This window comes from Pseudaminobacter salicylatoxidans (assembly GCF_003148475.1).
In the GTDB taxonomy this organism is placed as follows: Bacteria; Pseudomonadota; Alphaproteobacteria; order Rhizobiales; family Rhizobiaceae; genus Pseudaminobacter; species Pseudaminobacter salicylatoxidans.
Map to the genome: position 1 here is coordinate 189,201 of NZ_QGGG01000001.1, position 17,894 is coordinate 207,094.

The window sequence follows — 17,894 nt, forward strand, 5'->3', positions numbered from 1 at the left end:
TGCGCAACCGGGATCGCCGCAGCATTTACGCCCGGACACAGCCTGCGTCCGGGCGTTTTACCTTTCAGGCGAGATCGAAGCGGTCGGCGTTCATCACCTTGGTCCAGGCCGCCACGAAGTCGTTGACGAATTTCGCGCCTGAATCGGCGCATGCATAGACTTCGGCCAATGCCCGAAGCTGCGAGTGCGAGCCGAAGATCAGGTCGACGCGGGTGGCGGTCCACTTCACCTCCTGCGTCGCGCGGTCGCGTCCCTCGAACACCTCCCTGGCATCCGAGACCGCCTTCCACTCCGTGCCCATGTCGAGCAGGTTCACGAAGAAGTCGTTGGTCAGCGCGCCGGGGCGGGCGGTGAAAACGCCGTGCGTGGAACCGCCGGTATTCGCACCCAATACGCGCAGGCCGCCGACGAGCACCGTCATCTCGGGCGCGGTCAGCGTCAGCAGTTGCGCCCGATCCACGAGCTGCTCCTCGGCGGACAGGCGTGGATTGCCGCGGCCATAGTTGCGGAAACCGTCGGCGGTCGGTTCGAGCGGCTCGAAGGAGTCCACATCGGTCTGTGCCTGCGAGGCGTCCGTACGTCCCGGCATGAAGGGAGCCTTGACGGTATGGCCGGCATCCTTCGCGGCCTTCTCCACCGCTGCGCTGCCACCCAGAACGATCAGGTCGGCAAGCGAGACTTTCTTGTTACCGGATTGCGAGGAATTGAATTCCTGCTGGATCGCTTCGAGCTTTTCCAGCACCGTGGCCAGTTCGGCCGGCTGGTTGACGTCCCAATCCTTCTGGGGCTCAAGCCGAATGCGCGCGCCGTTCGCGCCGCCGCGCTTGTCCGACCCGCGGAAGGTCGAGGCCGACGCCCATGCCGTCGAGACGAGCTGCGAAACCGTGACGCCGGAGGCGAGGATCTTCGCCTTCAGCGATGCGATGTCGTCCTCGTCGATCAGTTCATGGTCCACGACGGGGACAGGATCCTGCCAGATCAGTTCCTCTTTCGGCACGAGCGGGCCGAGATAGCGTGCAATCGGACCCATGTCGCGGTGGGTCAGCTTGAACCACGCACGTGCGAAGGCGTCCGCGAACTCGTCCGGATTTTCGAGAAAGCGCCGTGAGATTTTCCCATATTCCGGGTCGAACCGCAGGGCGAGGTCGGTGGTCAGCATGGTCGGCGCATGGCGCTTGGACGGGTCATGCGCATCCGGCACCGTGCCTGCGCCCATGCCGTGCCTGGGTATCCACTGATGCGCGCCGGCCGGGCTCCTGGTCAGTTCCCATTCATAGCCGAACAGGTTCCACAGGAAGTTGGTGCTCCATTTCGTCGGTGTCGTGGTCCAGGTGACTTCAAGGCCGCTGCCGATCGTGTCGCCGCCTCTGCCGGTGCCGAAGCTGCTCTTCCAGCCGAGGCCCTGCTGCTCGATGTCGGCGGCTTCGGGCTCCGGGCCTACCAATGTCGCATCGCCGGCGCCGTGGGTCTTGCCGAAACTGTGTCCGCCGGCAATGAGCGCGACGGTTTCCTCGTCGTTCATCGCCATCCGCGCGAAGGTCTCGCGGATGTCGCGCGCCGCCGCCAGCGGATCGGGATTGCCGTTCGGGCCTTCCGGGTTCACGTAGATCAGGCCCATCTGCACGGCGGCCAGAGGGTTTTCGAGGTCGCGCTCGCCGCTGTAGCGCTCATCCGCCAGCCACTTGCCCTCGGAACCCCAATAGATGTCCTGCTCGGGTTCCCACACATCCTCGCGCCCGCCGGCGAAACCGAAGGTCCTGAAACCCATGGATTCGAGCGCGACGTTGCCGGCGAGGATCATCAGGTCGGCCCAGGAAATCTTGCGGCCATATTTCTGCTTGATCGGCCACAGCAGCCGGCGCGCCTTGTCGAGGTTCACATTGTCCGGCCAGCTGTTGAGCGGCGCGAAACGCTGCTGGCCGGCACCGGCGCCGCCGCGCCCGTCGCCGACGCGGTAGGTTCCCGCGCTGTGCCAGGCCATGCGGATGAACAGCGGCCCATAGTGACCGAAATCGGCCGGCCACCAATCCTGCGAATCCGTCATCAGGCCCTTGAGGTCCGCGATCACGGCATCGAGGTTAAGACTGTCGAATTCCTTGGCATAGTCGAACGCCTCGCCCATCGGGTCGGACAGGTTCGAATGCTGGTGGAGAACCTGGAGGTCCAACTGGTTCGGCCACCAGTCCCTATTGGTTCTGGCTGCGGGTGCATGCGCGACCGGGCATTTGCCCGCGCTCTCGTCGATCTTTGTGTCCATTTGTTCTCCTCCCCCGTGGCTGCATTGATTGGGCTGGCCTCGCGATGACCAAATGCCAGACAGATGGAGCGTCCCGGTGTCATGCCTGAAGGGTTGGCCTGAGACGAAACGGCCCCGGTGCCAGCTATCCGGATGATCCAGGACATCGGCAACAGGGCACCACTGCTCATCGCGACACGAAGCGAAGCGGCTGCGCTATCGGTTTCTCCTCCTCGACTCCGCGTTGGTATTGTATCAAAAACCGCTGATCAGCTTAAGTTGGATTTACTGATCGCGTAGATAAGTTCTGTTTATTGCAGAAGTCGCACAAGCGCCGGCTCCGCCACCAGATCGCTAGAGACTGCCATAGTCGAGACCGATGTCGAGGATCGGCGCGCTGTGCGTCAGCCAGCCGATCGAGATCAGATCGACGCCGGTTGCGGCAATCGCCGGGGCGGTCTGCGGCGTCACGCGGCCGGACGCTTCGGTGATCGCGCGACCGGCCACCATCGTCACCGCCCGCGAAAGCTGTTCGGGCGACATATTGTCGAGCAGCACCGCATCCACGCCCACGCCAAGCGCGATTTCGAGCTGGTCGAGCGTGTCCACTTCCACCTCGATCTTGACCAGATGGCCAACGCCGGCACGCGCCCGCTCGATGGCGGCGCGAATGTCGCCGGCAATCGCGATGTGATTGTCCTTGATCAGCACGGCGTCATCAAGCCCGAAGCGATGGTTGGAGCCGCCACCTGCGCGCACGGCGTATTTTTCCAGGGCGCGCAGGCCGGGCGTCGTCTTTCTTGTGCACACGATGCTGGCCTTGTTGCCGCGTATCGCTTCGACAACCGCAGCGGTCGCCGTGGCGATGCCGCTCATGCGGCAGAGGAAGTTGAGCGCCGTTCGTTCGGCGGTGAGCAGGGCGCGGGCAGGGCCGTGAACCGTGGCGATCACCTCTCCCGCCGCAACGCTGCTGCCGTCTGGGTGGGCGATTGTCATTTCCACCGTCGGATCGATGGTCCGGAAGGCGCAGGATGCGACGCCCATGCCGGCAATTACGCCCGGCTGGCGTACCGCGAACGTCAGCGTCGCGGTGGCCTCCTGCGGCACGATCGCGTCGGTGGTCAGGTCGCCGGCCCGGCCGAGATCCTCCAGCAAGGTCGCGCGCACCAGCGGCTCGAACATGATTGTGGGCAGGGATGGCAAGGGCATGGTCAGGCTCTCCTGGCAAGCGGTGAGGATGTGTCGGCGAACCCTGCCGCCGTTTCCAAGGTTTCGTTGAGTGTCAGGCGCGAGGATCGCGCTTGCGCATCGCGTTGCGGGAAATCGGCGCGGCAGTGCGCACCGCGGCTCTCCTCGCGGCGCAACGCGGCGAGCGTCATCATCAGTGCAACGGCCGCCGGATCGGAAGCGGCATTGTCGCTCTCGGCAAAAGGCAGCAGTGCGGCGGCGGCTTCGCGCAAGGTCTCGCCGTCGCGCACGATGCCGAGCGCGCGCGAGACGATGGGGCGGATGGCGGACGCGTCCGGCCGTGGCGGCAGCGCCGTCGGGAGCAGGCGGCTGCTTGCACGGGCAGGGGCGGCGGCAACGCTTCTGGCCGCCCATTCGGCGCAGACGGCGCCTTCCGTCAGCGAATTGCTGGCGAGCCGGTTGGCGCCGTGCAGTCCGGTGCGGGCGACCTCGCCGCAAGCCCACAGGCCCGGCACCGAGCTTCGGCCGTCGGCGTCCACGGCAATGCCGCCCATGTGATAGTGGACCGCGGGGCGCACCGGGATCGGCTGGGTGGCCGGATCGATGCCCGCTTCGAGGCAGAGCGATGCGATCGTCGGAAAGCGGTCCGTGAATCTCTGTCCGAGGCACTGCCTTGCATCCAGAAAGACGCGGTGCCCGGCGGCGAGTTGCTGCCACACGGCCCGCGCCACCACATCGCGCGGCGCAAGCTCGGCTCCGGGCGTGTCGGCGAGGAAGCGGCGGCCGTGCTCATCGACCAGCCATGCGCCTTCGCCGCGCACCGCCTCGCTTACCAGCGGCATCGGGCGGCGCGGGCTATCGAGCGCGGTGGGGTGGAACTGGACGAATTCGAGATCGGCGAGTTCAGCGCCGGCGCGCGCGGCAAGAGCCAGTCCCTGCCCGAAGGAACCGAGCGGGTTCGTCGTGTCGCCGTACAGGCCGCCGATGCCGCCTGTCGCCAGCACCACGCGGGCCGTGGAAAGCGCGACTGCGCTGTTGTCCGCGACGACCAGCACGCCGGCAACGGCGCCGTCTTCGATGAGCAGACGCCGGGCTTCCATGCCTTCCAGAACGGTGATGGACGGGGTCCTTCGCACCGCGGCGGCAAGCGCGCGAACCAGTTCGCGGCCGGTGGCGTCTCCGGCCGCGTGGACGATCCGCTGGCGCGAATGCGCGGCTTCCAGCCCGAGCCGCAGCGACCCGTCGGGGCCGCAATCGAAAAGGACGCCGAGGCGTTGCAGGTTTTCGATCGTTCGGGGTGCCGCTTCGACCACCCGCCTGACCGCCTCCTCGTCGCAAAGCCCGTCGCCGGCCGCGAGCGTGTCGGCAAGATGGAGGTCGGGGCTGTCGTCGCCACCGAGGCTGGCTGCCATGCCGCCCTGTGCCAGCATGCTGGAGGAATCACCGCCCAGCGGCGCGCGCGAGATCAGCACGACCGGTTCCGGCGCCAGAAGCAGCGCCGTCAGCAATCCTGCGACGCCCGCACCGACGATGACGGGCCGGCCGCGAAGATCATGCGCGCCGGCGGTCATATGGCGATCATCCGCTCCACGGCGTTGCGCGCGCGTTCCGCAACCTGCGGATCTATGGTCACGATGTGGCGATTCTCCTCCAGCGCGGTGCGGATGTTGGAAAGCGTGATGCGCTTCATGTGCGGGCACAAATTGCAGGGGCGCACGAACTCGACGTCCGGATGGTCGATGGCGACATTGTCGCTCATCGAGCATTCGGTCATCAGCACCACGCGGGCCGGCTTGTGCTGTCCGACATAATCCGACATCGCTGCCGTCGAACCGGCGAAGTCCGCCTCGGCCACCACTTCGGGCGGGCATTCGGGATGGGCCAGCACGGTGACGCCGGGATGCGCCTCGCGCAGCTCGCGGATGTCGGCGGGCGTGAAGCGCTCATGCACTTCGCAATGCCCCTTCCAGGCAATGATCTCGACCTTGGTTTGCGCCGCGATGTTCCTGGCCAGATATTCGTCGGGCAACATGATCACCCTTGGCACGCCGAGCGATTCCACCACGGCCAGCGCGTTCCCGGAGGTGCAGCAGATGTCGGATTCGGCCTTCACGGCGGCGGAGGTGTTGACATAGGTGACGACCGGTACGCCCGGATAGCGCTTGCGCATCAGCCGTACGTCCTCGGCGGTGATCGAATCGGCCAGCGAGCAGCCGGCGTCGGTATGCGGCAGCAGCACGGTCTTGCCCGGATTGAGCAGCTTGGCCGTCTCGGCCATGAAATGCACGCCGGCGAGCACGATGATGTCGGCATCGACGTCCGTTGCCTTGCGGGCGAGCGCCAGGCTGTCGCCGACGATATCGGCAACGCAATGGAAGATTTCGGGCGTCTGGTAATTATGCGCCAGGATGACGGCGTTGCGCTCGCGCTTGAGCGCCAGAATGGCGTCGATGTCGTCGGAAAAGGCCGGCCATTCGATGGGTGGGATCACCCGCTGGACACGGTCGTAGAGCGACGCGGCGCTCGGCTGCAGAATGGACATTGGCTCCTCCTGTTATGCTCGAAATGAGTATAAGGAGGGCATATGCTTACTTTGAGCATAATAGATGTCAAGACCTTGTCAGCGGTAATTTCGTACCTGTCGCCGCCCGTTCGTCGAGGACGGCATGACGGAAACGGAACAGTTTTGCCGGTCGCCCGCCGGTGTCGGCCGTGGTTTTGGCGGTTTCCTCGACCAGTTCCTGCTGCTCGATGAGGCGGCGGAAATTCTGCTTGTGCACCAGCCTGCCGGCCAGCGCCTCCACCGTGCGCTGGAGCTGGAGAAGCGTGAAAAGCGGCGGCATCAGTTCGAAGACGACCGGCCGGTATTTGATCTTGGAACGCAGCCTGGCAATGCCCGTGGCAAGGATGCGGCGGTGGTCGAGCACCATGGATTTTCCAGGCACCAGAAGGTGTTGAGCGGGCTGGCCGGCGCGCGCCGCTTCTTCCACCAGTCCCGCTTCATAGAGCAGTTCGTAGCGCTGGAGCACGAGTTCTTCGTTCCACGGCCGGTCATCGAAGCCGAAGTCGATCGCGGCACGCTGCCAGCGTTCGCGGCGGGTTGCCTCGTCGCCGGCGTCCTGCGCCCATTCGCGCAATCTCGGCCGCAGGACGTTGTAAATGATCGGCGGGACGCTGCCGCGATGATCCTCCCATGGAAAATAGTCGTACCAGCTTTGCCAGCGGCGCCGTTCCGGCGACGCGGTCTCGTCCTGCCGGGTGAGCGCCAGATAGCTGATCGAGATCACGCGCTGCTGGCGCTCGTCGCCGATCCGGTCGCGATCCGCGAAGGTGTAGAGCTGCTCGATATAGCCGAGGGGATGGCCGGTCCGGCGCTCGACCCACGCCCTCAGGCCCGATTGCAGGGACCGGTGGCCAAGCTCGAACGGACCCGAGGGCAGGGCCTCGTCCTCACCGATGGTCAGCACACGCGGTTCGTGGCCAGTCACAGCCACGACGACGGCGATCAGGTCCGCATGCACGTCGTGGGGCTTGTGGCCGGCGGGCTCTTGCCTGTTTTCTGTTGTCTCGTGCTGCATATGTCCGCAGGTGGTGGGCCGTCTCGTCTGTCGCGGCGGCTGAATCGCATGGTTGGCACCGTGGACTTTGCCCATGCCGTCGTCAACGTCACGTCACGTGACCCCGGCTCTTCGCAACTGCACAAAAATATGCCACATGACGCGCGGCGAGGGGTAACGCTAGGGAAGGAATCGGAAATGAGTGTGACCGGCCAGACGAAAGCCATGACGCCGCCGCAGGTTGCGGCCCGCAAGGGCGGCACGCCGCTGGTGTGCCTGACCGCATATACGACGCCGATGGCAAGGCTTGTCGACAAGCATTGCGACATCGCGCTCGTCGGTGACAGTGTCGGCATGGTGCTGCACGGCCTGCCGTCCACGCTCGGCGTCTCCCTCGATATGATGATCCTGCATGGCAAAGCGGTGCGGCGCGGGCTGGAACAGGCGCTGATGGTGGTCGATATGCCGTTCGGCTCCTATGAGGAAGGGCCGGAGCAGGCCTTCCGCAACGCGGCCCGGATGGTGGCGGAGACCGGCTGTGCGGCCGTCAAGCTCGAAGGCAGCGAGACGATGGCGCAGACGATACGCTTCCTTACCGGGCGCGGCATTCCGGTGATGGCGCATGTCGGGCTGACGCCGCAGGCAGTGAACGCGTTCGGCGGCTATGGCGTGCAGGGGCGCGGCGAAGCCGGTGGGCGTGTGCTGGCCGATGCCGCTGCTGTCGCGCAGGCGGGAGCGTTTTCTGTGGTGCTCGAAAAAGTACCGGAGGCGCTGGCGCGCCGGATCACGCAGGAGATCGCCATTCCTACCATCGGCATCGGTGCGTCTCCCGCCTGCGACGGCCAGGTCCTCGTTGTCGACGACATGCTGGGCATGTTCACCGATTTCCGGCCGAAATTCGTGAAGCGTTATGGGGAACTGGGCGAGGCGGCCGATGCCGCGATCGCCGCCTACGCGCAGGAGGTGCGGGAACGGCGTTTTCCCGCCGCGCAGCATGTCTTCGCGGATGCCGCAATGGCGGTTACAGGAGAAAAGAGCGAATGAGCATACCTATTGTCCGCACCCTTGCCGAACTGCGCGCGACCGTCGCCGAATGGCGCCGCGAAGGCGCGAGGGTCGCAGTCGTGCCCACCATGGGCGCGCTGCATGAAGGGCATCTTAGCCTGGTGCGCGCCGCTCTGGTGCAGGCCGACCGGGTGATCGTGACGCTGTTCGTCAATCCGAAGCAGTTCAACAGCGCGGCCGATCTCGCCGCCTATCCGCGTACGGAGCATGAGGACGCGGCCAAGCTCGCGCCGCTCGGCGCGCATATGCTCTATGCCCCGGATGCCGATCAGGTCTATCCGGAGGGTTTTGCCACCAACATCTCGGTGAGCGGCGTGAGCGAGGGGCTGTGCGGCGCGTTCCGGCCGGGCCACTTCGACGGTGTGGCCACGGTAGTCGCCAAGCTCTTCCTCCAGATTGGGGCCGATCTTGCCTTCTTCGGCGAAAAGGATTTCCAGCAGCTTCATGTCGTGCGCCGTATGGCGCGTGACCTCGATATTCCGATCGGGATCGTCGGATGCCCGACCGTGCGCGAGCAGGACGGACTGGCGCTGTCGTCGCGCAATGTGCGGTTGTCGCAGGCGCAGCGCGCGGTTGCGCCGCGGCTCGCGGACATTCTGTTCGATGCCGCCGCCCGCCTTGCTGCCGGTGCTGCCGTCGCCGCCACGCTGGATGCGGCGCAGGCGGCGATACTGGCTGCGGGCTATGCGGAAGTCGAATATCTGACCTTGCGCGCCGAGGACGACCTGTCGCCGCTCGACCGGGCTGATCGGCCCGCACGGCTTCTCGCGGCAGCCTGGCTTGGCGAGGTGCGCCTCATCGACAACGTCCCGGTGCGCCCTGAGACATGAAAAAGGTTGCCGCAGCCTCATAAAGGGCATGTCGGAAATAGCGTTCCAGACTGCGTATGCCCGAAAGGAATCCGGGTCAAACGTCCGTGTCGCTGATACGCGACGCGGTCGCGCGAAGATGCCTCACCAGCGCCTCGCGATTGTCTCGCATCCGGTAGATCGGACCGGCTACCGCCAGTCCGAAGCGACGGCCGCCGGTCACGACGGGCACGCCCAGCCCCATCACGTCGGGGGTGGATTCCGCCAGATCCTCGCACCAGCCGCGCATCGTCGATACTTCGAGGTCGGCGGCCAGTTCCCGCGCATCCTTCTTGGTGGCGCTCTGGTAGGGCAAATACCGCAGCGCCTGCAGGATGTCCGCTCGTTCCGCCGGGTCATAGGTGGTGAGGATGGCCTTGCCGCTCGACGTCGTATAGATCGGGCGCCGCTCGCCGATCTTGGCAAAGTAGCGTATGGGCGCGGTGGATTCCACGACATCGACATAGACGACGTCGTCCTGTTCGCGGGCAGACAGAACCGCTGTTTCACCTGTCGCCGCCGCGAGCGCTTCCAATTGGCCATGGATGCGTGCCGTCAACGGATCTCCGTCCATCATCGAACGCGCCAGTTCGAGCAGTCTTTGGGTTGGATAATAGCCGCCCCGCGGCTTCGTCTCATACAGGAAGCCGCGGCTCACGAGCGTCTCGATGACATTGAAGGTGCTCGACTTCGGAATGCCCAGCGCCTCGGACAATGCCGTCAGCGTCAGCGGCGATCGCTCCCGCGCATAGATTTCGAACAAGTCGAGGACGTTGTCGATCTGCCTGACGCGCATTGAGCCTCCATACGAACAGCGCTCATACCGTTAGAACACTAACGCAATAGTTCATCATTGTGAACTTTTTTACCCGGTATTGAATTTGTTTGACAGCGGAAGAAAGGCCAAATAGCGTCGGTACAAATGGGCGCCAGACCCAGGGGAGCATACCGGGAGGATTGATGGCCGAGGACATTATCCTGTCTGCCAATGGTCTGACGAAGGAGTTCAAGGGCTTCGTCGCCGTCGACGGCGTGGACCTCAAAGTGCGTCGCGGCACCATCCATGCGCTTATTGGTCCGAATGGCGCGGGAAAGACCACCTGCTTCAACCTGCTGACCAAGTTCCTGAGCCCGACGCGCGGGACGATCGTCTACAAGGGGCAGGACATCACGAGCCGCAAGCCGGCCGACATCGCCCGCCTTGGCCTGATCCGCTCCTTTCAGATTTCTGCCGTCTTCCCGCATATGACCGTCCTGGAGAATGTCCGCATCGCCCTGCAACGGCAAAGGCGGGATTCGTTCAATTTCTGGAGATCGCAACGTGTGCTCGACGAGCTCAACGGTCGCGCCCGGGAGCTTGTGGAAGCTGTCGGGCTTTCGGAATTCATGGACACGGTCGCGGGCGAGTTGTCCTACGGCCGCAAACGCGCGCTCGAAATCGCCACCACGCTGGCTCTGGATCCGGAAATGATGCTGCTGGATGAGCCGATGGCGGGCATGGCCGCCGATGACGTGGACCGCATCACCCAACTCATCCGCCGCGTCTCGAGAGATCGTACGGTGCTGATGGTCGAGCACAATCTGTCAGTCGTCTCGACCCTGTCCGATTTCATCACGGTGCTTGCCCGCGGCAAGGTCCTGGCCGAGGGTGACTACGCAACCGTCTCGAAGGATCCGCGCGTCCTCGACGCCTATATCGGTGCCGGCCATGCATAGCACTGCTGCAAGCCAGTCTGCTTCGCCCTCCGCGGCAACCGAACCGCTGCTTGCCGTGCGCGACCTCCAGGCATGGTACGGCGAGTCCCATGTGCTTCACGGCATGGCCTTTGATGTCCATCCGGGCGAAGTGGTCACGCTGCTCGGCCGCAACGGTGCGGGCAAGACGACAACGCTGAAGTCGATCATGGGCGTGATCGAGAAGCGTCGCGGTTCCATCCGTTTCCGGGGCAGCGAACTGGTCGGCCTCGCGTCCCGCCATATTGCCAGGAAGGGCATCGCCTGGTGCCCGGAGGAGCGGGGGATATTCTCGAGCCTCGATGTGAAGGAGAATCTCCTTTTGCCGCCAATCGTTGCATCGGGCGGCTTCACGCTGGAACAGGTCTTCGAGCTTTTCCCCAATCTTAAGGAACGTCTGCACAGCCAGGGCACCAAGCTCTCCGGCGGCGAACAGCAGATGCTGGCGATCGGCCGCATCCTGCGCACGGGCGCGCGCCTGCTGTTGCTTGACGAGCCGACCGAGGGGCTTGCACCGGTGATCGTCCAGCAGATCGGCCATATGATCCGAAAGCTGAAGTCCATGGGTTTCACGATCGTTCTGGTCGAGCAGAATTTCCATGCCGCCGCGACCGTTGCCGACCGGCACTACATCGTCGAGCAGGGGCGCATCGTCGACGAGATTGCCAACGACCGGCTGGAAGCCAGCATGGGCAAGCTTCATCGCTATCTTGGCGTCTGAGGGTTTAACACAAGGGAGTGAGGACAAATGAAGGTCGCGAAACTAATCCTGGCCGCAGCCGCGGCGGCTTTGATGGCGGGCAGCGCGCTGGCCCAGGACAAGATCGATGTGAAGCTTGGCGTGCTGAACGACCGGTCCGGCACCTATGCCGACCTCTCGGGCGAAGGCTCGGTCGTCGCCGCCAGGATGGCGGTGGAAGATTTCAAGGCGGCGGACAAGGGCATCAATGTCGAAGTGATCTCCGCCGATCACCAGAACAAGCCGGACATCGGCTCGAGCATCGCCCGTCAGTGGTATGATCAGGACGGCGTCGATGTCATCCTCGACGTGCCGACCTCTTCGGTGGCGCTTGCGGTTAGCGAGATCACCAGGGAAAAGAACAAGATCTTCATCAACTCCGGCGCCGGCGCGTCTGATCTCACCGGTAAAGCCTGCTCGCCCAACACCGTCCACTGGACCTACGACACCTGGGCGCTGGCGAACGGCACCGGCGGCGCCATGGTCAAGGCGGGTGGCGACACCTGGTTCTTCCTGACCGCCGACTATGCATTCGGCCATGCGCTTGAGCGCGACACCTCCGCCGTGGTCGAGAAGGCCGGCGGCAAGGTGCTCGGCAGCGTGCGCCATCCCTTCCCCGGCCAGGACTTCTCGTCCTTCCTGCTGCAGGCCCAGAGTTCGGGCGCCAAGGTCATCGGTCTGGCAAATGCCGGCGCCGACACCACGAATGCCATCAAGCAGGCCGCAGAGTTCGGCATCGTTCAAGGTGGCCAGAAGCTCGCCGGCCTGCTGACCTTCGTCACCGACGTCAAAGCGCTCGGGCTGAGCACCGCCCAGGGACTGGTCCTGACGGAAGCCTTTTACTGGGACCAGAACGACGGCACGCGGGAGTTTTCCAAGCGCTTCGGCGAGAGACATGGCGGCGCCATGCCGACGATGGTTCAGGCCGGCGTCTACGCCTCCGTGCTCCACTATCTGAAGGCGGTCGAAGCGACCAGGAGCAAGGATGCCGGCACCGTGATGGCCAAGATGAAGGAAACTCCGTCGGACGACCCGCTGTTCGGCAAGGGTGAAATCCGTGCTGACGGCCGTCATATCCACGATATGTACCTTTTCGAGGTCAAGACGCCGGAAGAATCCACGGGCGATTGGGACCTCTACAAGACAGTCGCCACGATCCCGGCCGCGGAAGCCTTCCGCCCGCTGGCCGATGGTGGCTGTAGCCTGGTCCAATAACATTGCAACGACCTGCCCGGGAGCGTCTGCTTCCGGGCAACACCCTCACGGAACAAGGTCCGATGGCTGAAATCTTTGGCATTCCTGCCGCCGCACTCTACGGTCAGTTGCTGCTCGGCTTCATCAATGGTGCTTTCTACGCAACGCTGAGCCTCGGCCTTGCGGTGATCTTCGGGCTTCTCAACATCATCAACTTCACCCACGGCGCCCAATACATGATGGGTGCGTTCGTCGGCTGGATGCTGCTCACCTATCTCGGCATCGGATACTGGCCCGCACTTGTCCTGGCGCCGCTGATCGTGGGGGCTGTGGGCATCGTCATCGAACGGACGATGATTTCGCGGCTCTACAAGCTCGACCATCTCTATGGCCTGCTTCTGACCTTCGGCCTCGCGCTGATCATCGAAGGCTTGTTCCGCAATGCCTATGGCGTGTCGGGCCTTGCCTATGCCATCCCCCCGCAATTGGCCGGCGGCATCAATCTCGGCTTCATGTTCCTGCCGCTCTATCGGGGGTGGGTGGTCGTGGCTTCGCTCATCGTCTGCCTCGCCACCTGGTTCATGATCGAAAAGACCAGGCTCGGGGCCTATCTGCGCGCGGCAACGGAAAATCCGACGCTGGTGCAGGCGTTCGGCATCAACGTGCCGCTGCTCGTCACGCTCACTTACGGATTTGGCGTTGCGCTTGCCGGCTTTGCGGGCGTGCTGGCCGCGCCGATCTATGCCGTCAATCCCATGATGGGCTCGAACCTCATCATCGTCGTTTTCGCCGTTGTCGTGATTGGCGGCATGGGCTCCATCCTTGGCGCTATCGTTACCGGTTTCGCGCTGGGCCTTGTCGAGGGGCTGACCAAGGTCTTCTATCCGGAAGCGGCCGCGACGGTCATTTTCATCATCATGGCGATCGTGCTCCTTGTGAAGCCGGCCGGGCTGTTCGGAAGGGAGGTCTGACATGAGCGCCGAAGCAGAACCGGTGGCTCCCGCCGGCACCGCCCTTGCCGAGCGAACCGCCCGCGGCAAGCGCGTGCATGTGATGATTTTCCTGGGCCTCGCCGCCATTCTTCTGGTCGCGCCAGGCCTGCTTTATCCGTTCTTTTTGATGAAGCTCCTGTGCTTCGCGCTGTTTGCCTCCGCCTTCAACCTCCTGCTGGGGTATGGCGGGCTCCTGTCGTTTGGCCATGCCGCCTATTTCGGCATGGCGAGCTATGTCTCCGCGCATGCCGCCAAGGTCTGGGGCTTCTCGCCCGAGCTTGCCATTCTTACAGGCGTGCTCACCGCGGCCGGCCTCGGCCTCGTCTTTGGCGCCCTCGCTATCCGTCGACAGGGCATCTACTTTGCGATGGTCACCCTGGCCTTCGCCCAGATGATCTATTTCTTCGCGTTGCAGGCCCCCTTTACCGGAGGCGAGGATGGCATTCAGGCGGTCCCGCGGGGATATATGTTCGGTGTGCTCGACCTCTCCAACACGATGACGCTCTACTATGTCGTGGCGACTATTTTCCTGCTGGGGATGCTCCTCATCTATCGCATCGTCCACTCCCCTTTCGGGCAGGTGTTGAAGGCGATCCGCGACAATGAGGCCAGAGCCGTGTCGCTCGGCTACCGCACCGACCACTACAAGCTGGCGGTGTTCGTGCTGTCGGCCACATTGTCCGGTCTTGCCGGAGCCACCAAGGCGATCGTGGTTCAACTGGCGTCGCTCACCGATGTCTATTGGGGTATGTCCGGCGAGGTGGTGCTGATGACATTGCTCGGTGGCATGGGAACGATATTCGGCCCCATGGTCGGTGCTGCGATCATCATCACGATGCAGAATTACCTGGCCAGCCTCGGCGCGTGGGTCACTGTGGTGCAGGGCGTCGTCTTCGTCATAGCCGTGCTGATGTTCCGCGAAGGCATCGTCGGTGTGCTGGCGAAGTGGCTGAGGAGGTCCCTCTGAAAGGTATCGTGACCGGTCGTGACGCTGTACGACCGATCACCCCGATGCGCTTCAAACGGTGTCGAACGACAAGACCGTCATCCGCCGTGGACGACGTCTCCGTCGAGCAGCGTCATGTCGCAGCGCACATCGTCACGCAGCACCTCGGCCGGCACCGAGAAGATGTCGTGCGAGAAGATCGTCACATTGGCACGCATACCCGGCGCCAGCCTGCCGACTTCGTGCTCGGCGAACTGTGAAAAGGCGCTGCAGGCGGTGTAGCAGTGCAATGCCTCCTGCAGGGACAGGCGCTGGTCTTCGCCGAGCAGCGTGCCGCCACGGCTGCGACGCGTCACCATCGTGTAGAGGTTCTTGAACGGATCGGTGGTGGCGACCGGCGCGTCGGAACTGGCCGAGGGCATGAGGCCGGCATCCAGGAAGCCGCGCATCGGATAGGCTGTGGTCGCCCGCTCGCTGCCGAGATTGGTGACGTAGAGGTCGCCGAATTCGTACATGAATATCGGCTGCGGCGCCGGGTAGATTCCGGCGGTGGCCATGCGCGCCATCTGTCCGGCGTCGAGATAGCCGCAATGCTCGATGCGATGCCTGCGCCCGGCGATGGGATGCGCCGCGGAATCGGCGGCCTCGATCCCCGAAAGCACCTGTTCGATGGCGACATCGCCGATGGCGTGGATGGCGAGTTGGTAGCCAAGTTCGTGGAAGCGGCGGATATGGCCATGCAACTCCTCGGTCTTGAAGCACAGGACGCCGGTGTTGCCCGGCTCCCCGGCGAGATAGGGCAGGCTCACTGCCGCCGTCAGGCTGCCGGCCGAACCGTCGGTGAACAGTTTTGCAGCGCCATAGCGCAGCCGGCCGTTGCTGGTGCCGAAGCGCAAGCCCCGCTCCCATGCGGATTCGAGCACGCCACCGGGATCTCCGTAGAGACAGGCCCAGACATCGAGCGGCATGCGGTCCGTCCTTGCCGCGGCTTCGAAGGCGTCGACTTCAGCCTCGCCGAAATTCATGCCGATGGCCGCGTCCATCACGCCGGTGAAGCCTTGCGAGAGCATGAAGCGGCCAGCCCGTTCGATCGCCGCGACCATCTCGTCGCGGCTGGGCTTGGGCAGGATATCGACGACGAAACGCATGCCGCGCTCGGCCAGCAGGCCGGTCAGCTCGCCGTCGCGGCGCTCGATGAAACCACCCGCCGGGTCGGGCGTCTCCCCGGTGATGGCGGCAAGGCGCATCGCCGCGCTGTTGGCTACGGCCAGATGGCCGCAGGTGCGTTCCAGAAAGACCGGATGGTCCGGCGCGACGCTGTCGAGTTCGGCAAGCGTCGGATGGCGGCGTTCCGCCAGTTCGTTGTGATCGTAGCCTCGTCCCTTGATCCAGCCGCCCGGCGGTGTCCGCGCCGCTGCGTCGCGCACTGCGGACAGGATGTGGTCGATCGAGGATGTTCCCGTCTCCGGCCGAAGGTTGATCTCGCCCATGCCAAGGCCAAGTGTCAGGAGATGCAGATGGGCATCGATCAGCCCCGGTGTGGCAGCGCGGCCGGCAAGGTCGATGACGCGGGTCGATGGCCCCGCCAATGTGCGGATTTCCTCGTTGGAGCCACTGGCCAGAACGCGGCTGCCAGCTATGGCCAGCGCTTCGGCTTCTCCTTCTTCAAGGCCAAGGAAAATCCGTCCGCCGGTGAGTATGGTGTCCGCGTGCTGCATGTCAGGCTGCCTTTGTCGTTGCGCGGTCGAACATGACGTCGCCGCCGACCAGTGTTTTCGTCACGACCACATCGGCCAGGGTTTCTTCCGGAATCTCGAAGGGATCGCGGTCGAGCAGGCAAAGGTCTGCCAGCTTGCCAAGGCCGAGATCGCCCTTGATCGCCTCCTCCCGTCCCGCCCATGCGCCAAGACGGGTGTAGGCGCAAAGCGCCTCGTAGACAGTGATGGCCTGCGAGGAATCGAGCGAACGCCCGCTTCGGGTCTTGCGGTTGACCAGAGCCGACATGGCCGCAAAGGGGTTGACGGTGCAGACCGGAGCGTCGGAATGGGCGGGCGCCATGACGCCCGCATCGATCATCGCGCGATGCGGCCACATGTTCTTCATCGCCGCCGCCCCCCGATTGTCGATATGGGCGTCACCGAGGTCCCACGCGAAGCCGGCGGCCGAGGAACACACGATGCCGCTGCGCTTCAGCCGTTCCAGGATCGCTGGCGTAACGGCGCAGCAATGCTCGATGCGCAGCCGATGGTCGGCGCGGGGATGGGCGGCCAGAACATCCTCATAGATGTCCAGCACATGCTCGATCCCCCGATCACCCATGGCGTCGGTGCAAACCATCAGCCCCGCCAGATGGGCCTGCGTGACGCGGCGCGTGTGTTCGGCGCGGTCGAGCAGCAGCGCGCCGCGATTGTTCGGCGGCTCGCCCAGCACCGGTTCACCGACATAAGGTTCGTTATAGGCGGCCGTGCGCCCGGACGTGGAACCGTCACCGACCCATTCCACGCCGATCAGCTTCAGCCATTCGTCGCCGAAGCCGGTGCGCAAGCCCGAGCGCACCACTGCGCGGACGAGATCGTCGTCGCGGCCCGTGGCCAGCATACCGACGCGCACTTTCAACTCGCCGGCGTCCCGCATGTCCTGATAGGCCTTGATGGCCTGGGTCTGGGTGAGGCTGTTGTGGACCGAGGTCACGCCGTAGGACAGATACTCATCGAATACCCGCACCAGTCCGCGCCGGAAGTCGTCGGCCGTATAGTCGGCCTGGATGTGCTCGATCATCATATGCGCCGCGCGCGCCCGCAGCAGGCCGGTCGGCGTGCCGCGTTCATCGCGCTCGATACGACCGAAAGGCGGATCCTGCGTCGCAGCGGAAAAGCCGATGGCAGCAAGCGCGGCACTGTTGGCAAAACCCATCTGCGCGCAGCGCCGGTAGATGAAGGCGGGCCTGCCGCCTGCCGCCCTGTCCAGTTCCTCGATCAGCGGATAGCCGCCATCGCGGTCATCGAAGCGATACCCGACGAACCAGTGGTCGCCGGGCTTGCCGTCGAGCGCGCGGGCGACGAGATCGAGCAATTGCGCACGGTCCTGGATCGCGCCATCGGAAAAATCGTGCCAGCGGCCGAGCCGCGCGCCCTGCATGTCGGGGTGGCAATGGCTGTCGATGATGCCCGGGATGCCGGCTCGGCCTTCGCAATCCACCACGCGTGCGTCCGGCGCGAAGGCGAGAATGTCGGCGCTGGTGCCGCGGGCGACAATTCTGCCATTGGCGATGGCCAGCGCCTCCACCGACTTTCCCGGAGACACCATCGTATAGAGCCTGCCGTTCACGACAACGGTATCCACAGGGGTGCGCTCGAGCATGTTCACCCGTCTCCTGATCTCAGAAAGGAAAAGCA

General features: G+C 64.5%; 15 protein-coding genes. 7 read left to right on the forward strand and 8 right to left on the reverse strand.

Annotation, left to right across the window (positions count from 1 at the left end):
- Positions 1 to 64 precede the first annotated feature (64 nt).
- The 5 genes from katG to C7441_RS00870 all read right to left on the reverse strand — a co-directional run bounded on the left by katG (position 65) and on the right by C7441_RS00870 (position 7,002).
- The gene (katG, locus tag C7441_RS00850) at positions 65 to 2,257 is read right to left on the reverse strand and encodes a catalase/peroxidase HPI (protein WP_109611298.1); all 2,193 of its coding nucleotides are present in this window, start codon (positions 2,255 to 2,257) and stop codon (positions 65 to 67) included.
- A 333-nt stretch (positions 2,258 to 2,590) separates the two neighbouring features.
- Entirely contained in the window at positions 2,591 to 3,445 is an 855-nt protein-coding gene (gene nadC, locus C7441_RS00855; protein ID WP_019173677.1) for a carboxylating nicotinate-nucleotide diphosphorylase, read from the reverse strand.
- 2 nt (positions 3,446 to 3,447) lie between these two features.
- Positions 3,448 to 4,995, reverse strand: a complete 1,548-nt coding sequence (locus C7441_RS00860) for an L-aspartate oxidase (RefSeq protein WP_109611299.1) — start codon at positions 4,993 to 4,995, stop codon at positions 3,448 to 3,450.
- Positions 4,992 to 5,966, reverse strand: a complete 975-nt coding sequence (gene nadA, locus C7441_RS00865; protein WP_109611300.1) for a quinolinate synthase NadA — start codon at positions 5,964 to 5,966, stop codon at positions 4,992 to 4,994. The genes C7441_RS00860 and nadA overlap by 4 nt, the downstream gene beginning before the upstream one ends.
- A gap of 67 nt (positions 5,967 to 6,033) precedes the next feature.
- Positions 6,034 to 7,002 (reverse strand): NUDIX hydrolase, encoded by a 969-nt coding sequence (locus C7441_RS00870; RefSeq protein ID WP_109611589.1) that lies wholly within the window; start codon positions 7,000 to 7,002, stop codon positions 6,034 to 6,036.
- Positions 7,003 to 7,179: 177 nt separating this feature from the next.
- On the opposite strand from C7441_RS00870, the gene panB reads away from it, so the two are divergent.
- The gene (panB, locus tag C7441_RS00875; RefSeq protein WP_109611301.1) at positions 7,180 to 8,025 is read left to right on the forward strand and encodes a 3-methyl-2-oxobutanoate hydroxymethyltransferase; all 846 of its coding nucleotides are present in this window, start codon (positions 7,180 to 7,182) and stop codon (positions 8,023 to 8,025) included.
- The gene (panC, locus tag C7441_RS00880; RefSeq protein ID WP_109611302.1) at positions 8,022 to 8,876 is read left to right on the forward strand and encodes a pantoate--beta-alanine ligase; all 855 of its coding nucleotides are present in this window, start codon (positions 8,022 to 8,024) and stop codon (positions 8,874 to 8,876) included. The genes panB and panC overlap by 4 nt, the downstream gene beginning before the upstream one ends.
- A gap of 76 nt (positions 8,877 to 8,952) precedes the next feature.
- Here the strand turns inward: panC and C7441_RS00885 are convergent, their stop codons facing one another.
- A complete protein-coding gene (locus tag C7441_RS00885) occupies positions 8,953 to 9,690 on the reverse strand; it encodes an IclR family transcriptional regulator (protein WP_109611303.1) in 738 nt (245 codons plus the stop codon).
- 164 nt (positions 9,691 to 9,854) lie between these two features.
- Between C7441_RS00885 and C7441_RS00890 the strand changes: the two genes are divergently transcribed.
- The 5 genes from C7441_RS00890 (at position 9,855) to C7441_RS00910 (ending at position 14,520) form a co-directional block, all read left to right on the forward strand.
- Positions 9,855 to 10,610, forward strand: a complete 756-nt coding sequence (locus tag C7441_RS00890) for an ABC transporter ATP-binding protein (RefSeq protein ID WP_109611304.1) — start codon at positions 9,855 to 9,857, stop codon at positions 10,608 to 10,610.
- Positions 10,603 to 11,349, forward strand: coding sequence for an ABC transporter ATP-binding protein (locus tag C7441_RS00895; RefSeq protein WP_109611590.1), 747 nt, complete (start codon positions 10,603 to 10,605; stop codon positions 11,347 to 11,349). The genes C7441_RS00890 and C7441_RS00895 overlap by 8 nt, the downstream gene beginning before the upstream one ends.
- 27 nt (positions 11,350 to 11,376) lie before the next feature.
- On the forward strand, positions 11,377 to 12,582 hold the full coding sequence (locus C7441_RS00900; protein WP_109611305.1) for an ABC transporter substrate-binding protein: 1,206 nt from the start codon (positions 11,377 to 11,379) through the stop codon (positions 12,580 to 12,582).
- Positions 12,583 to 12,644: 62 nt separating this feature from the next.
- Complete coding sequence (locus C7441_RS00905) at positions 12,645 to 13,532, forward strand: branched-chain amino acid ABC transporter permease (RefSeq protein WP_109611306.1); 888 nt, start codon at positions 12,645 to 12,647, stop codon at positions 13,530 to 13,532.
- 1 nt (position 13,533) lies between these two features.
- Positions 13,534 to 14,520, forward strand: a complete 987-nt coding sequence (locus C7441_RS00910; RefSeq protein ID WP_109611307.1) for a branched-chain amino acid ABC transporter permease — start codon at positions 13,534 to 13,536, stop codon at positions 14,518 to 14,520.
- A gap of 77 nt (positions 14,521 to 14,597) precedes the next feature.
- Here C7441_RS00910 and C7441_RS00915 read toward each other — a convergent pair whose 3' ends face one another.
- Positions 14,598 to 16,217 carry an amidohydrolase gene (locus C7441_RS00915; RefSeq protein WP_109611308.1) on the reverse strand — a complete coding sequence of 540 codons (1,620 nt, stop codon included), beginning with the start codon at positions 16,215 to 16,217 and terminating at the stop codon, positions 14,598 to 14,600.
- A 1-nt stretch (position 16,218) separates the two neighbouring features.
- A complete protein-coding gene (locus tag C7441_RS00920) occupies positions 16,219 to 17,859 on the reverse strand; it encodes an amidohydrolase (RefSeq protein WP_109611309.1) in 1,641 nt (546 codons plus the stop codon).
- Positions 17,860 to 17,894: the final 35 nt, after the last annotated feature.

What these genes read in the sequence shown, in the direction of transcription:
- katG (WP_109611298.1), bottom strand. Translation starts at nt 2,257, where the DNA reads ATGGACACAAAGATCGACGAGAGCGCGGGCAAATGCCCGGTCGCGCAT.
- nadC (WP_019173677.1), bottom strand. Translation starts at nt 3,445, where the DNA reads ATGCCCTTGCCATCCCTGCCCACAATCATGTTCGAGCCGCTGGTGCGC.
- C7441_RS00860 (WP_109611299.1), bottom strand. Translation starts at nt 4,995, where the DNA reads ATGACCGCCGGCGCGCATGATCTTCGCGGCCGGCCCGTCATCGTCGGT.
- nadA (WP_109611300.1), bottom strand. Translation starts at nt 5,966, where the DNA reads ATGTCCATTCTGCAGCCGAGCGCCGCGTCGCTCTACGACCGTGTCCAG.
- C7441_RS00870 (WP_109611589.1), bottom strand. Translation starts at nt 7,002, where the DNA reads ATGCAGCACGAGACAACAGAAAACAGGCAAGAGCCCGCCGGCCACAAG.
- panB (WP_109611301.1), top strand. Translation starts at nt 7,180, where the DNA reads ATGAGTGTGACCGGCCAGACGAAAGCCATGACGCCGCCGCAGGTTGCG.
- panC (WP_109611302.1), top strand. Translation starts at nt 8,022, where the DNA reads ATGAGCATACCTATTGTCCGCACCCTTGCCGAACTGCGCGCGACCGTC.
- C7441_RS00885 (WP_109611303.1), bottom strand. Translation starts at nt 9,690, where the DNA reads ATGCGCGTCAGGCAGATCGACAACGTCCTCGACTTGTTCGAAATCTAT.
- C7441_RS00890 (WP_109611304.1), top strand. Translation starts at nt 9,855, where the DNA reads ATGGCCGAGGACATTATCCTGTCTGCCAATGGTCTGACGAAGGAGTTC.
- C7441_RS00895 (WP_109611590.1), top strand. Translation starts at nt 10,603, where the DNA reads ATGCATAGCACTGCTGCAAGCCAGTCTGCTTCGCCCTCCGCGGCAACC.
- C7441_RS00900 (WP_109611305.1), top strand. Translation starts at nt 11,377, where the DNA reads ATGAAGGTCGCGAAACTAATCCTGGCCGCAGCCGCGGCGGCTTTGATG.
- C7441_RS00905 (WP_109611306.1), top strand. Translation starts at nt 12,645, where the DNA reads ATGGCTGAAATCTTTGGCATTCCTGCCGCCGCACTCTACGGTCAGTTG.
- C7441_RS00910 (WP_109611307.1), top strand. Translation starts at nt 13,534, where the DNA reads ATGAGCGCCGAAGCAGAACCGGTGGCTCCCGCCGGCACCGCCCTTGCC.
- C7441_RS00915 (WP_109611308.1), bottom strand. Translation starts at nt 16,217, where the DNA reads ATGCAGCACGCGGACACCATACTCACCGGCGGACGGATTTTCCTTGGC.
- C7441_RS00920 (WP_109611309.1), bottom strand. Translation starts at nt 17,859, where the DNA reads ATGCTCGAGCGCACCCCTGTGGATACCGTTGTCGTGAACGGCAGGCTC.